Raw genomic sequence first — 14,773 nt, forward strand, 5'->3', positions numbered from 1 at the left:
TACGTTATCTACGATTTGTGAAAGGAATTGTGGATGCTAGTGATTTACCATTAAATGTATCGCGTGAAATTCTACAAGAGAACAAACAAGTTGAATCTATCAGAGCAGCATGTACGAAGCGTGTTTTGTCGATGTTGGATAAATTGAGTAAAGATGACCCAGAAAAATATCAGCTTTTCTGGGAGCAGTTTGGCTTAGCACTTAAAGAGGGGCCGGTAGAGGATTATGCTAATCGAGAAACAATCGCCAAATTGTTGCGTTTTAGTAGCTCTACATCCAAATCAGAAAAACAGACAGTTACTTTGGATGACTATGTTTCACGCATGAAAGAAGGGCAGGATAAAATTTATTACATCACTGCAGCCAGTTATAATGCAGCCAAAAATAGTCCACATCTTGAGATTTTTAATAAAAAAGGGATTGAGGTATTGCTCTTAAGTGATCGTATAGATGAATGGTTAGTTAGTTATTTAAGTGAGTTTAATGGCAAAAAACTGCAATCAATCAGTAAAGGTAAAGTCGATCTTCCAGCCGGCGATAACACAACCGATACACCAGAAGTAAAAGAGCAGGAAAAGGCCTTGGAACCGATGCTCAATCAGATTAAAGATGTTCTTGGAGAACGGGTAAAGGAAGTACAATTTACTAACCGGTTAACCAATTCGCCGGCCTGTATTGTGGCTGATGAGCAAGACATGGGCTTGGAAATGCAACGTATTTTACAAGCGGCTGGACAAAAAATATCTGCTAGCAAGCCTATCTTTGAAATTAACCCGGAACACGCTTTAATCAAACGCCTACATGGAATAACAGATGATGGCCTCTTTGCTGACTGGGTTGTGATGTTATTTGAGCAAGCTGTTCTTGCAGAAGGTGGACAGCTTGATAATCCTGCTGACTTTGTTAGTCGGGTGAATAAGCTTTTACTGGAAGCGTAATTGCAAATTTAAAGGCCTGCTTAAGACGGGCCTTTTTTATATTCTGAAAAGATATACAGAGTTACTCAGTTAAAACTTCGTGTAGTCTCAACGCATAGTGTGCCAACATTTTCTATGTGTTAAAACTGACGTGCAATTTTGTATCTTATTAATTATTCAGGAACAGAAAAAATTATGTATTCTAAAGAGTGGCTTGCTTTAGTCGTTGACGACTCTGGCTGTGCTATACATACTCCAAGAAAAGTGCATTAGCAATACAGGAATTACCTAATCAACCCATATCTGCTTCTGGGGAATCGTTAGGAATAATTTACCAAATTAAGATTGCAAAGAAAGGCCTTATTGATGATATTCCAGAATATCCCGTTTGGCATTAGACGACTCAGCAGCAAAGAGAATGCAGAGAAAGGAATTTTTTACTGATCCAGTAAGCCATTTATCTGTGGATGATTTTCTAAATCAGCCGAGCTTACATCAGCAGACAGCAATTGCTAAGGTTACAATTAATCATTAAGAAATTTGGAGATTAAAAAAGACCTGCTAATGCAGGTTTTTTAGTTTCAATAGATATTGTCATCAATCATTTTTACCACTCTGCTAATTAGTTGACTTAACTTTTGTATTTTATTGAGTCATTGTTTTTCCCTTTGACTTTAATGTCCGCATGAATTTATTGAACACATTGATTAATAATTGAAAAAAAATATAATGTCCAATTTTTGGGAGAAGTTATGTTCGACCTCATTCAACTTTGGAAAAATACTTCTACAGAGAGTGCGCCTGTACCTAAACCAGTAACACGTAGCTATGCAGCTGATACAAAACCAGGAGCTCTCAATTTTGATAGGGATACAACACAATCAAGTTTTCAATTTAAAGCACCCCCGCAAGTTGTTTTTGTAAAAAGCACTAAAAGTCTAGCACTGGCTAATTTGTATGATGAGTTACCTGGAATTGCTCTAACAGAAGCGGAAGAAGCTGCTCGTTTACAGGTGGTTGCAGAGCAAAAGTTAAAAAATTCGAAATTCTATGATGGCCAACAAATGGTTATTACGGGTGTGGTTTATGATGAAACTTCGAATACCCTCTATATGGAAGCTAAAAAAGTTCCTTACTCGTTCATTGTAGCTCTTTCTAACAAGAGGTTTCCTGAGCAAAGTGAGCTGTATAAACAGAGTTTCTTTAAAACGGGTGTGCTTGCTCCTTTAGTGACAACAAATGGGAAGACTGTATTAATGCAGCGCGTGCAACTTGGCTTATACTCCGTTCCAGGTGGTTTTTTAGAAGCACAAGATGCAGAAAAAAGACTAAATTTTGCTGATGGGCGAAATTTAGTGGTTGAAACAGCTAAGAATGAAATTACTGAAGAAATAGCAGGAATTGCAGGTAAAAAGACATTGCGCTTCGATTTTTCTCAGCCTGAAATCACAGCACTTTCATTCAGAAGAACATCAGGAAATCCCATAGGAACAGTGGAATTTGTTGCGCCCGTGCAAGCTAAGTGCCACAGTGCCTATTTAAGTGAGTATGTAATACCTAACAACTTGGCTAAAGATGCTCGCGAACACTCAAGCAATCATGCTGTTATACCTTTAGATTCTCAAGACAGGGAAGCACTATTGGCAACATCATTAATTGGGCCTACCATTCTCCCCGGTGCAGCTTTACATTTACCAGTTATATTGAGTTTGACAAGCAAAGAAAATGCTAGTGCAATGATACCGTTACCGCGAAGAATCCCGAATAGTGGTTCAATTACGTGGCCATTGAGTATATTTTCAGCCAAACCTGAAAAACCTTTACCTTTAGTTCCCAGGGAAGAAGAGGAAGAGGTCAACGATACTGGTTTTAATTTAATTTCATAAAATTTTAACATCCAAATAAAAAAGGCTCGTTAATACGGGCCTTTTTTCAGAGTTAAATTGCAGTTTAACTAATGGTATTACTCGTCTGTTAGACGAAAATATTTTGTGCCAAAATAACGTTGTAATTTTTTCTGATTGTGCCACGGCTGATTCCAAGCATTTTGGCTGCTTGAAGTTGATTACCACGGCGTTTCTCCATAACAGCCTGTAGAAGAGGTGGCTCAACTTCAGAAAGAATCATGTCATAGAGATCATCAATGGACTTGCCTTTATTTTCAGCAAGGAATCGAGTTACTAAACCATAAACCAAGTCTTGAAGACCTTGTTCTTGTTTTGTAGTTTGAGAAGATGTTTGCGTATCAATGACATTCATCGTAACTTCCTTATTTTGGTTAAATCATTCTATTCCAATACTTTCACCATCAAGTGAAAGCAAGATTAATTGTACATGAAGGTTAATTGATAATCTACATAAATCTTAAGGTTCCCTTAATAATTGGTTGATTATCAGGCATACCTGACTAAATATACGTTAATATAGTGGCTACTCTTGCTTTTTTATGCAGAGTGATTGATTTCGGCCTTTACCAGCGTTAAGAGCGAGCAATCCGCTTGTTCAGAGGAAATGGAGCTTTTTAATCGTTTAAGACGTCTTAGCATGCGTTCTTTTATCTCCGTATTACTCAAAAGTTCGCTCAAAGTACGAGTTAATTCTGTTGCATTGCAATCGTATTGTAATAATTCAGGAACTACCATCTCATCTTGCAACAGGTTGCATAAGCCCAAGTATTTTACTTTGATTAATTTCATTGCTGCTATATAACTAATTAAAGAGCTTTTGTAGATAATGCACATGGGCTTTTCCAATAGTGCACATTCAAGGGAAGCAGTTCCTGAGGCTACTACGGCGCAATCACTGCACGCAATGACCTCTCTGGCTTGTCCAAGAATAAAAGAAACGCTAACCTCGCTTTTAGCGAAATACGCTTTTACCAGATCGGGATTTAATGAACCTGCAATGGGAATAACAAAATGAATATTATCCTGTTGTTGGCTGAGTAGTTTGGCGGTGGAAAGAAGTACTGGCATATGCCTTTCTATTTCATTATTTCTACTGCCAGGTAACATAGCGATTAAACGTTTTTCAGCCGGTAAGTTTAAATTTTCGCGACTATTTTTAATATCAGTGTATGGAAGTATTTTATCGACAAGTGGGTGACCCACGAAGGAAACAGGGACCCCAGCTTGCTGATAAAGTGTTTTTCAAAAGGTAAGATAACAGCCATATGATCAACACAGGCACGAATAGTTTCAATCCGATTAGCTTTCCAGGCCCAAATTTGAGGGCTAATGTAATATAAGATACGAATACCTAGCTTTTGTTTGGCAAATTTTGCTAAGCGCAAATTAAAGCCTGGGTAATCAACTAGGATTAGCAAATCGGGTTTTACTGCCTGTAAATGCGCTTTGATAGCTTTGAATGCTTTTTTAATAACTCGAAGGTGACGAATAACTTCAGAAAGACCAGTAACACCAAAGCGAGCCAGATCACTGAGCAACTCGACGCCCGCTTCTTGCATATGCCTACCACCAATACCACTAATAGTAAGGTTATCGTCCCAAACACGTAATTGTTGCGCCAGGGCGGCTGCGTGCATATCGCCTGATTCTTCGCCGGCAATAATGACAATATGCTTAGCTGGAGACATGTCTTGCAACTAGATGCTTATTAATCAAGGAAGTAATCTTTTCTGCTGTTGCTAGAGCTGCACGGCCTTCTTCGCCAGTAACAAGTGGGGTTGTATCTTTTTCAATACAATCTATAAAAGCCTTTATCTCTTCTAATAATGCATCACCTTTCTCAAATATTGATTGATGACGGGTAATTTCAGGAATACCCGGAAACATTTCGCCTTCTCCTTTTTGAAATACGGCAAATTGCTTATTATGGTAATCAATCGAAATATAAGAATTTGATTGGAAGATTCTTGTCTTGCGTTCAGTCTTAAAACTGATACGACTGGCAGTGACATTGGCGACACAATGATTTTCAAAGGTAAGTCTGGCGTTCGCAATGTCAATTGACTTGGACAGTACAGGAGCTCCCTGTGCATCAATGTTTACTATAGGACTATTTACAATGGTCTGAATGATATCGATATCATGAATCATTAAATCAAGAATAACATTCACATCAGTACCCCGCGGATTAAATGGGGCTAAACGATGAGATTCAATAAAAAGAGGCTGCTCAAGATGTTCGTCCAAGGCTAAACGAGCAGAGTTAAAGCGTTCCAAATGGCCAACCTGCAATTTGGCGCGATTTTTTCTTGCCAGACTGATCAATTCACTGGCTTGCTCAACAGTTTCAGTAATTGGTTTTTCAATAAGTACATGAATACCTTGCTCAAGGCAGTGCTTAGCGATTTCATAATGTTGATTCGTAGTTGCTGCGATGCTGACAGCGTCTACTTTACCAAATAAATCTCTATAATCCTGATAAGCGGGTACTTGCAGCTCCTGAGCGACTGCTTCGCTGGTTGTTTTATTCGCATCACAAACAGCTACCAATTCTGCATTTGGCAGCATGAGATATTTTTGAGCATGAAAACGCCCTAAATAGCCCACTCCAATAACAGCACATTTTAACTTAGCCATAAGACAAACAATTGCAAATAATTTGCGCGCATGATCGCATTTCCTAGCGGATAAATCAATTTTAAATGGCAGGAGCTTGATATAAAAGGTATTAATGTGATTTTTAAAATAAGTTTTCATTAATGCATAGCTTTTATATGAGATCTCGTTAAACTATCGCTTTTATTGGGTATCTAGGATAGGGGCATTATGGAGAAATGCATTGCCGGTGTTGATGAAGTCGGTCGTGGTCCTTTAGCTGGAGCGGTTGTTACTGTCGCTGTGATTTTAGATCGGCCTATTGAAGGCATAACGGATTCCAAAAAGCTGAGTGAGGCCAAGCGCAAACAATTGGCTACGAGGATAAAAAATGAGGCACGATGTTTTTCTTATGGTCGTGCAGAAGTGGAAGAAATTGATCAATTAAATATTCATCATGCTACCTTACTAGCTATGAAACGTGCCATAGAGGCATTAGCAATAAAGCCTGATGAGATTTTGGTTGATGGTTTATATGTGCCTTCTGTTACTATTCCTTGTCGGGCAATTGTCAAAGGAGACAGTTTAATTCAAGCTATTGGAGCTGCTTCTATTTTGGCCAAGGTGCTGCGTGATGAAGAAATGGAAAAGATGGACCTGATTTATCCCGGCTATGGTTTTGCTATCCACAAAGGGTATGCAACGGAGATGCATCGCAAACTTCTTCAGGAAAAGGGCCCCTGTGCTATTCACCGCAAAAGTTATGCGCCAGTTGCCTCAAAATTGATTCCCGCCTAACAGGCTAACCCGGCCGTTTTATCCAGGTTAGCTCTTCTAAAATAGATTATATACTGTTAAACAAAATACGATGTGAACTGATGGACATTAAGATACCAAAGCTGGTTAGGAAGGTAACCATTGCAGTACCGCCATAACTTACTAAGGGGAGAGGAATACCAACGACAGGCAAAATACCCATAACCATTCCAATATTTACAAAGGCAGATAAGAAAAAGGTCATTGCCAAAGAGGCTGCTAATAAGCGCGTAAAACTGGTTTGTGCTTGTTTGGCTATATAAAGACCACGCAAAGAGATAAGAATAAACAGAATAATAAGAATACTACTGCCTACAAAACCAAATTCTTCTCCACTAACAGCAAAAATAAAATCAGTCGCATGTTCGGGTAAAAAATTAAGATGGGATTGGCTTCCTTCAAGCCAACCTTTACCGAAAGCCCCTCCTGAACCAATCGCAATTTTTGACTGGATAATGTGGTAACCTGATCCCAAGGGATCTTGTTCTGGATTGAGGAGAGTAAAAACTCGTTGCTTTTGGTAATCATGCATAAAATGCCAAAGCAGAGGGGTAGCAAGCCCTATCAAGGTTGTGATCAATAGAAGGACATGCGCACTGATACCTGCCAAAAAAACAACGCTTAAACCTGCTGCAGCAACCATAATCGCAGTACCTAAGTCTGGTTGTTTGGCAATTAATAAGGTAGGGATAAAAATTATGAGGGCGGCTACTGTTAAGGATTTTATATCAATAGGGATTGCTTTGCGGTCAAAGTACCAGGCTGTCATCATAGGGATTGCCAACTTCATGATTTCGGAGGGTTGAAAACGAAATAAACCTAAATCCAGCCAGCGCTGTGCTCCTTTACCAATTTTTCCTATTAACATCACGGCTATCAAAAGAGCTAGACCAACACCAAAAATCCAGGGGGTCCAAATTTTATATTTATGCGGGGGTATGACAGCAAAAAGCATCATAATTGCTAAAGCAAAAACCAATCGCAGTGATTGGCGGAAAACCATACTTAAATTTTGGTTGGACGCACTATATAGAATAAGCATGCCAAAGGCAATTAAGGCTAAAAGCAGACCCAGTAAAGGTAAATCAATGTGTAGTGATTTAGCTGTTAATCGATAGACAGGTCTTACATGACTTGATTTCATGATTTTGTATCACTTTTTTGAGTTCAAAATAAGCATCCAAGACTTTGCGTGCTACGTTAGAGGCAGCAACGTCATTTTCTACCATGACTGCAATTGCTATTTCAGGATCTTCAACAGGAGCAAAGGCAATAAAGAGAGAGTGGTCTCTTAGAAATTCGGGAATATCTTCATACCGCGCCTTTTCATATTGCCGTCCACCAAATACTTGTGCTGTACCTGTTTTTGCTGCAACAGAGTAAGGGGCATTTCTACCAAAACGGTAACCCGTTCCTTCGTTACTAACAATGACAGATTGCATCGCATCGGCAATTATTGTCCAATAGCTATCATCTTTCAGGCGCATTGGGTACTCTTCCAACACTTGATAATTATGCGTTTCACCACGATCACTTTGAACTGCTTTTTGCATAAGGTGAGGTCTGTACCGTTTACCTTTTTGGCTTAATGAAGCGGTTGCATTAGCCAACTGAACAGGAGAAACTAACATAAAGCCTTGTCCAATAGAGGTTATAACAGTATCGCCGGGGTACCAAGGAACCCCTTTAGTTTGCCTTTTCCAATGTTTGTTAGGTAAAAGACCAGGCGCTTCCTCATGGAGATCAACATGAGTCAATTGACCAAAACCAAATTGGCTTAACACGTCTTCCATAGCTGCAATGCCCATTTTATGGCCCAACTGATAGAAATAAGTATCACAAGAAACAGTGATCGCGCGCTTTAAATTGATAACTCCGTGACCAGTTTTTTCCAGTCTCGGTAAGCATGGCTAACACCGGGCAATCTGAACCAACCTGGATCATAAATACTGTAATGTGTGTCAACAACACCTTTTTCCAAACCGGCGAGCCCCATAAAAGGTTTGATAGTTGAGGCTGGCGGATATAATCCTCTAACAGCGCGATTATAAAGAGGTCTATCACGTGCATTAGATAATTTTTGATAATCGTTAGCATTAATTCCGTTAACAAAAGCGTTGGGATCAAAGCTTGGCGCACTAACCATTGTTAAAATATCACCGTCATGCGTACTCATAGCAACAACAGCGCCTCGTTTATCCTTCATTGCTTCGTAGGCAACTTTTTGCAGACGAGTGTCAATTGTTAAATAGAGTTTTCACCAGAAATAGGGTTTTGCTTATTAACAATTCGCAGTGTTCTGCCACTAACATCTGTTTCTACTTGTTGATACCCCACTTCTCCGTGAAGGATATTTTCATAGAATTTTTCAATTCCTGCCTTTCCAATGAAGTTTGTGGCTCGGTAATTGGTTGGATCAACTTGACGTAACTCCTGCACATTGATACGTCCTACATAGCCAAGAAGATGTGCAGCTATTTCTCCCTGTGGATAAAAGCGCATCAGTCTTGCTTTAATACTTACTCCGGGAAACTGATATTGGTTAGTAGCAAAAAGAGCTACTTCTTCTTGTGTTAGCTTGAGCTTAAGAGGGATGGGAACGAAAGAACGATTTTGTTTACGGGCTCGTTTAAAATTATCAATATCATCGTCCGTAATAGATGGAAGCAGCATTCTTAGCTTTTCAATGGTTATATTTAAATCTCTAACGCGTTCTGGAATGATTTCCAAAACGTAGACAGGGATATTTTCAGCAAGAACAACTCCATTTTTATCGAGAATAATTCCACGAGGTGGTGCGATGGGGATGATGCTCATCTGATTTTTTAACGATAACGTTTCATATCGTCTAAATTCTGATATTTGTAAATAAGCAAGGCGTAAAACCAGTATAAATGACAAAGCAATAATCAACGCGACAAGCAGATTCAATCGAAATCGATGGATGTGTGACTCCACACGGTCATTTTTTACAGATCTATTTAAACGCATGCTTTTCTATTGCTAATAAGATGGCGAGAACACCAAACATCTTATCTTAAAACCTCATTTATGATAAGGGTGGTTATGAATTATTGACAAGGCTCGATAAAGCGCTTCTAGTAGGACGATGCGCACTAGAGGATGAGGAAGTGTCAATTGTGACAAAGACCAACGCTCATGACTACGAGCAATGATAGATGAAATTAACCCTTCAGGCCCACCAATCAGAAAGCAGAGATGGCTAGTAACTTGCTGTAATTGTTCAATTTTTAAAGCAAGCTTTTCACTGGTGAAGTTGTCTCCATTGATTTCTAATGCAATAACACGGGCACTAGCGGGAATTGCAGCACTCATTAGGGCTGCCTCTTTTTCTAAAATGCGTGTCAAATCACTCGATTTACCCCGTTTTGCCAGCGGGATTTCAATTAAATTAAAGCTAACATAATCTTGCAGTCGCTTTGAGAATTCAGCGACGGCAGCGTTTACCCAAGACGGCATCTTATTACCACAGGCAATAAAAGTAATTTTGAACATAAGTTATTTACTAGGAGGGGTAGTCTGCCAAAGCCCTTCAAGATTATAGAACGCACGGCTATCAGGCTGCATGACATGTAAAACAAAATCACCAAAATCGATCAAGGCCCATTCGCCAGTTTCAAGGCCATTTTGACTCAGGGCAGGTAAGCCATTAGCTTTCATCTGTTCTAAGACAAGCTCAGCGATCGCTTTAACGTGGCGTGAGGAACGGCCGCTGCATATGATCATATAGTCAGTCACTGAAGTTTGATTTTTAACATCAATAACGACTATATCGATTGCTTGGATATCATCCAACGATTTAAGCAGTTGCTTTAAAAACACTTGTTGCTCAGACATAAAAGCGTAAATCTCTTTCAAAAAGGGGGGAATAATAGCAGTAATTCAAAAAACTCTCAAAGAATAGTTTGTTAACCAGAAAAAATTTCGTATGTAATCAGTCACCTTTCTCTGCACTATCAACGATATCCGCTTATACTATAGATAAATAGCATGGACGATTAGAATCTTTATGAGATTATTACCCTTCAAAAAGTCCCCTGTTGCATCAATTGGCGTAGAATTAGAGTTTCAGATTGTCGCACCACATTCCTATGGCTTGGTTTCACGTGCAAAAGATTTAATCAGAAATTTAAGAGAAAGTCCTCATCGCTCCAGAATAACACCAGAAATTACACAAAGTATGATTGAAATGAACTCCTCAATTCATTATTCCCCACAAGCAATGTTAAAAGAATTAGTCAGTTTACAACAATTTCTCCTGGAGCATGCTGCTGAGATGCATATTGCTATTTGTGGTGGTGGGACCCATCCATTCCAAAGATGGACTATGCAGAAAATATTTCCAACCATAAGATATAGAAAATTATCAAGAAAATATCGCTATTTATCTAAACGATCAACAGTTTTTGGACAGCATATTCATGTTGGTTGTGCCAAAGCGGAAGACGCTTTGTATCTTACCCATGCTTTAGCGAGATATGTTCCTCAGTTTATTGCCATTTGTGCTTCTTCGCCTTTTTATCAAGGTATTGATACTGGTTACTGTTCATCGCGCTCGACAGTTTTTAATGCCTTTCCACTCAGTGGTGTTATTCCCTATTTGATAAATTGGCGTGAATTTTCCGACTATTACTACAAAATGCGTAAATTAGGAATTATAACCAGTATGAAAGATTTTTATTGGGATATTAGGCCAAAACCAGAGTTTGGCACAGTGGAAATTCGTGTCTGTGATACCCCGTTGACTATTAAAAAAGCCGTTTTGATCATTGCTTATATCCAAGCTCTTAGTCTTTATCTCCTGGAGGAAAGACCTGTACAAGTTAGCCATGATTTATACTATCTCTATAACCATAATCGTTTTCAGGCCAGCCGCTATGGTTTTGAAGGCGATTTTATTAATCCTTATACCATGCAGCATAGTTTGATTATTGATGATTTCATTGAAACAGTTAACAGGGTTGAGAAATATACCTTGAAGTTAGGTAATTCGGATTATGTAGCTCTGCTAGTGGATGATGCAATGAAGAATATGAATGATGCGACTTTATTAAAGCAGATTTTTAAACAAGAAGGTTCTTTACCTAAAGTTGTCGCAGAGCAATGTCGCCTATGGTCTGAGCCAATAGAAACAAATAGTTAAGGCTCTTAGAGGTATTTGGGAATAGATGAATGGAGAATAGGATGTTTAAGCTTATTGATAATCCAGAAACGATGGCCAAACTTCCTGAATTAGAGGAGACCGATTTAACCAATTACTTGGATCGTCAAGAGCTGGAAATTTTATTAAATAATGGTCAAATACACAGTTTTTCTAAAGGTGAAATGATCCTGCAACAAGGAAAAAAAATAGAGGGAATTTATATTATTGTAAGCGGTAATGTAGTTGTTTCTGCGCGCTTAATGGGACAGGGAATTACTAATATAGAAGTCCTTAAACCGGGTAATTTTTTGAATGAGATAAGTTTCATAGAAAAAGGACCTTGTCCCACTTCTTATATAGCAAGCAATAATGTGCAGTGCTTATTTATCAGCGTTGTTCACTTTGAGATGTTGTCGCTCTATTTCCCAGAAACGAAATACAAAATATTGTATGCAATTACGAAACAAATTTGTTCTCGTTTAAAAGCAATGCATGGCAAAGTTACAACACTTATTACGCAATCTGAAATGCCTAGCTTATCTTTTTTGGGGCGAGTAGTTGATTCATGGAATCAACCAAAGCAAGTTATCTCAATCAACGAATCCATGTTGGAACGCTTGCAAAAGAAAGCCTTATTTAAATCATTTACGCAAGATGAAGTGCATGAATTATTTCAGCATACGATTCTCTTGGAAGCAGCAAAAAATTGTAAATTGATTCATGTAGGAGAAAAATGCCTCCTGTTATGTAGTTATACAGGGAGCTGTCCAATCGAGCATTATGCAGGATAATAAACGGGCCAAGCTATCAGTTATTGGCCCAGGAGCTTTATTTGCCAGCATAGCCTGTATCGATAATGATTCTTCTTTTACGATAACTTTTGTTACTTGTGAACAAGCAATCTTACTCAAAATATCAGAATCAGAATTGGATTCTATACGCAATAATAACCCGCGACTTTGGTATAAGTTATTTGATTTGATTTGTATATCTCTGGTTGCATTGGAAAAATCCATTGATAAATTGGATGTTAGATTGCATATTGAAACTTATAATAGGTAAAAAATATGTGCAGAATATTATCTTATCTTGGTAAACCAATTGTTGTTGAAGAATTGCTTTATAAGCCTGATAACTCGTTTATTAAGCAAAGTTATCATCCCAAATATATGTCTCATTTGTTAAATTTAGCTGGTTTTGGTATGGCTGCATGGGATGGTATGTCACACAATCCAACCCAGCCTTATCTCTACAAAACGCCGCAACTGCCTTTTTATGATGAAAATTTGCGTAACTTGGCAGCGAAAATTTCACCACACTGTCTTTTAGCTCATCTGCGTGGTGTTTCGTATCATGAAAAACAGATTGTATCTAATCAAAATGTACATCCTTTTGTCTACACAGGTTCAAACGTGGCATTGGCGCATAATGGGGCACTTAGTAATTTTAATACCATGCGTTATGATTTGTTAGACTACATTAGTCCAGACTATAAGAAGGCTATTAGTGGTACTACAGATAGCGAATGGATTTACTCCATATTTTTATCACAACTCTCAACTTCTGATGGTAGCTATGAGACAGAAGCGATCATAGAGGCTATTATTGAAACATTAAAAATACTGCAACGCGTTCGCTATAAGAAAAATATAAAAGATAATTCACCAGTAAATCTTTTTATAACTAACGGTGAATTCATTGCAGCAACACGGTTTGTGTTGGACTATGGTTGGCAATCTGCAGATGCTTTGCCTTCTGCCCATTCTGGCGCCTACCATTCGCTATGGTATACCTATGGTGAAAGTTACGGCTTTTATGACAATGAATATAAAATGAAAGGTGGCAATATAAAATCTAGTATTATTATTGCTTCTGAGCCGTTAACAGAAGATACCACAACATGGCTTGAAGTTCCTGAATATACGCTGGTTGTTGCTCGGCACGAGCAAGGGGAAATTAAAATCGTCTCACAAGATATTAATTTATAATTCAATAGGTTAGATATATGCCATTTCTAATGGTAAAAATAAGCAACTCTCTAGTTAATTGTCTCGATTTCGCATACCATTATTTATTCAATTTATTTCAGGCTATTAAGCTACATACATTTCAGGGAGAAATGATTATGGCAAAGATTCTTTGCGTTCTTTATCCAGATCCTGTGAAAGGCTATCCCAAACACTATGCGCGTGATGAAATTCCTCAAATAAACATTTATCCCGGCGGACAGACTTTACCAACACCAGAGGGGAGGGATTTCACACCAGGAGAACTTTTAGGCTCAGTTTCAGGTGAGTTAGGTTTGCGAAAATTTCTTGAGCGACAGGGACATCAATTAGTTGTAACTTCTGATAAAGAGGGAGCTGATTCTGTTTTTGAACGTGAATTACCTGATGCCGATGTAGTTATTTCACAACCTTTTTGGCCAGCCTACTTAACAGCAGAACGACTTGCGAAGGCAAAAAAATTAAAATTAGCTGTTACAGCGGGCATTGGTTCTGATCATGTTGATCTGACTGCAGCAATCAAAAAGGATTACAGTAGCTGAGGTTACTTATTCTAATAGTATTAGCGTTGCAGAACATGTTGTTATGATGATTTTGTCTTTAGTACGTAACTATATTCCTTCTTATCAATGGGTTGTCAAAGGAGGATGGAATATTGCTGATTGTGTTGAACGCTCTTACGATCTTGAAGGCATGGTTGTTGGCTCTTTAGGCGCTGGGCGTATTGGTTTGGCTGTAATGCGGCGATTAAAACCTTTTGAAGTCAAATTACATTATACAGACCGCCATCGCTTGTCAGAAAATGTCGAGCAGGAATTAGGACTTGTTTATCATCCTGATCTGCAATCCATGCTATCGCATTGTGATGTTGTCACCATTAATGTTCCACTCCATCCTCAAACAGAACATCTTTTTGATGAGCAACTAATTAGTACGATGAAACGTGGAACTTATCTTATTAATACAGCACGAGGCAAAATTTGTGAGCGTGATGCAATTGTTAATGCTCTGGAAAGTGGGCAACTAGCTGGTTATGCTGGTGATGTTTGGTTTCCTCAACCGGCGGCACAAGACCATCCTTGGCGAACAATGCCTCATCATGGTATGACTCCACATATATCAGGAACTTCTTTATCTGCTCAAGCGCGGTATGCTGCGGGTACACGTGAAATACTTGAGTGCTGGTTAGCACCGCGCTCCATTCGTAATGACTATCTTATTGTTGATCAGGGTAAGCTAGTAGGGATGGGGGCTCATTCCTATTCGATTAAGGCGACATGAGCTGACACCTGAAAGCCTATCAGCAAGAGAACTCAGTGTGGTCAAAGTGAATAAATTTTGACATAACAAGGGTAAATTGTTATACTA

The 14,773-nt window shown here is 38.7% G+C and carries 10 protein-coding genes and 5 pseudogenes; 8 read left to right on the forward strand and 7 right to left on the reverse strand.

What is annotated here, in order from left to right; translation table 11 throughout:
• Both BN58_RS11265 and BN58_RS24515 read left to right on the forward strand, forming a co-directional pair.
• Window positions 1-938, forward strand: a pseudogene (locus tag BN58_RS11265) (molecular chaperone HtpG); the annotation flags it as partial.
• Window positions 939-1,657: 719 nt separating this feature from the next.
• Window positions 1,658-2,803, forward strand: coding sequence for a hypothetical protein (locus tag BN58_RS24515; protein WP_232220551.1), 1,146 nt, complete (start codon window positions 1,658-1,660; stop codon window positions 2,801-2,803).
• Window positions 2,804-2,880: 77 nt separating this feature from the next.
• On the opposite strand, the pseudogene BN58_RS11280 reads toward BN58_RS24515, so the two are convergent.
• From BN58_RS11280 to BN58_RS11290, 3 genes and pseudogenes are all read right to left on the reverse strand, one after another.
• A pseudogene (locus BN58_RS11280) lies at window positions 2,881-3,176 on the reverse strand (helix-turn-helix domain-containing protein).
• Between the two features lie 299 nt (window positions 3,177-3,475).
• Window positions 3,476-4,512: pseudogene (lpxB, locus tag BN58_RS24520) on the reverse strand (lipid-A-disaccharide synthase); the annotation flags it as partial.
• Window positions 4,499-5,461: a Gfo/Idh/MocA family protein gene (locus tag BN58_RS11290; protein WP_026069424.1), complete on the reverse strand. Its 963-nt coding sequence runs from the start codon at window positions 5,459-5,461 to the stop codon at window positions 4,499-4,501. The pseudogene lpxB and the gene BN58_RS11290, both read right to left, overlap by 14 nt.
• Before the next feature lie 189 nt (window positions 5,462-5,650).
• Here BN58_RS11290 and rnhB point away from each other — a divergent pair, with 189 nt between their 5' ends.
• A complete protein-coding gene (rnhB, locus tag BN58_RS11295; protein ID WP_019216922.1) occupies window positions 5,651-6,217 on the forward strand; it encodes a ribonuclease HII in 567 nt (188 codons plus the stop codon).
• Window positions 6,218-6,263: 46 nt separating this feature from the next.
• On the opposite strand, the gene rodA is transcribed toward rnhB, so the two are convergent.
• From rodA to rsfS, 4 genes and pseudogenes are all read right to left on the reverse strand, one after another.
• Window positions 6,264-7,379, reverse strand: coding sequence for a rod shape-determining protein RodA (gene rodA, locus BN58_RS11300; protein WP_019216923.1), 1,116 nt, complete (start codon window positions 7,377-7,379; stop codon window positions 6,264-6,266).
• Window positions 7,336-9,226 (reverse strand): annotated as a pseudogene (gene mrdA, locus BN58_RS24525) (penicillin-binding protein 2). The gene rodA and the pseudogene mrdA overlap by 44 nt, the downstream one beginning before the upstream one ends.
• Before the next feature lie 54 nt (window positions 9,227-9,280).
• Window positions 9,281-9,751 (reverse strand): 23S rRNA (pseudouridine(1915)-N(3))-methyltransferase RlmH, encoded by a 471-nt coding sequence (gene rlmH / locus BN58_RS11310; RefSeq protein WP_019216924.1) that lies wholly within the window; start codon window positions 9,749-9,751, stop codon window positions 9,281-9,283.
• A 3-nt stretch (window positions 9,752-9,754) separates the two neighbouring features.
• Window positions 9,755-10,093, reverse strand: a complete 339-nt coding sequence (gene rsfS / locus BN58_RS11315; RefSeq protein ID WP_019216925.1) for a ribosome silencing factor — start codon at window positions 10,091-10,093, stop codon at window positions 9,755-9,757.
• 172 nt (window positions 10,094-10,265) lie between these two features.
• Here rsfS and BN58_RS11320 point away from each other — a divergent pair, with 172 nt between their 5' ends.
• From BN58_RS11320 to BN58_RS24535, 5 genes and pseudogenes are all read left to right on the forward strand, one after another.
• The gene (locus BN58_RS11320) at window positions 10,266-11,399 is read left to right on the forward strand and encodes a YbdK family carboxylate-amine ligase (RefSeq protein ID WP_019216926.1); all 1,134 of its coding nucleotides are present in this window, start codon (window positions 10,266-10,268) and stop codon (window positions 11,397-11,399) included.
• 41 nt (window positions 11,400-11,440) lie between these two features.
• Window positions 11,441-12,190, forward strand: coding sequence for a Crp/Fnr family transcriptional regulator (locus tag BN58_RS24530; RefSeq protein ID WP_019216927.1), 750 nt, complete (start codon window positions 11,441-11,443; stop codon window positions 12,188-12,190).
• The gene (locus BN58_RS34025) at window positions 12,180-12,461 is read left to right on the forward strand and encodes a cyclic nucleotide-binding domain-containing protein (protein WP_019216928.1); all 282 of its coding nucleotides are present in this window, start codon (window positions 12,180-12,182) and stop codon (window positions 12,459-12,461) included. The genes BN58_RS24530 and BN58_RS34025 overlap by 11 nt, the downstream gene beginning before the upstream one ends.
• Window positions 12,462-12,466: 5 nt before the next feature.
• On the forward strand, window positions 12,467-13,387 hold the full coding sequence (locus BN58_RS11330; RefSeq protein WP_019216929.1) for a class II glutamine amidotransferase: 921 nt from the start codon (window positions 12,467-12,469) through the stop codon (window positions 13,385-13,387).
• 137 nt (window positions 13,388-13,524) lie between these two features.
• Window positions 13,525-14,686, forward strand: a pseudogene (locus BN58_RS24535) (NAD-dependent formate dehydrogenase).
• The last annotated feature ends 87 nt before the right edge of the window (window positions 14,687-14,773 follow it).

Origin of the sequence: Legionella tunisiensis, from assembly GCF_000308315.1 — a bacterium.
Classification (GTDB): domain Bacteria; phylum Pseudomonadota; class Gammaproteobacteria; order Legionellales; family Legionellaceae; genus Tatlockia; species Tatlockia tunisiensis.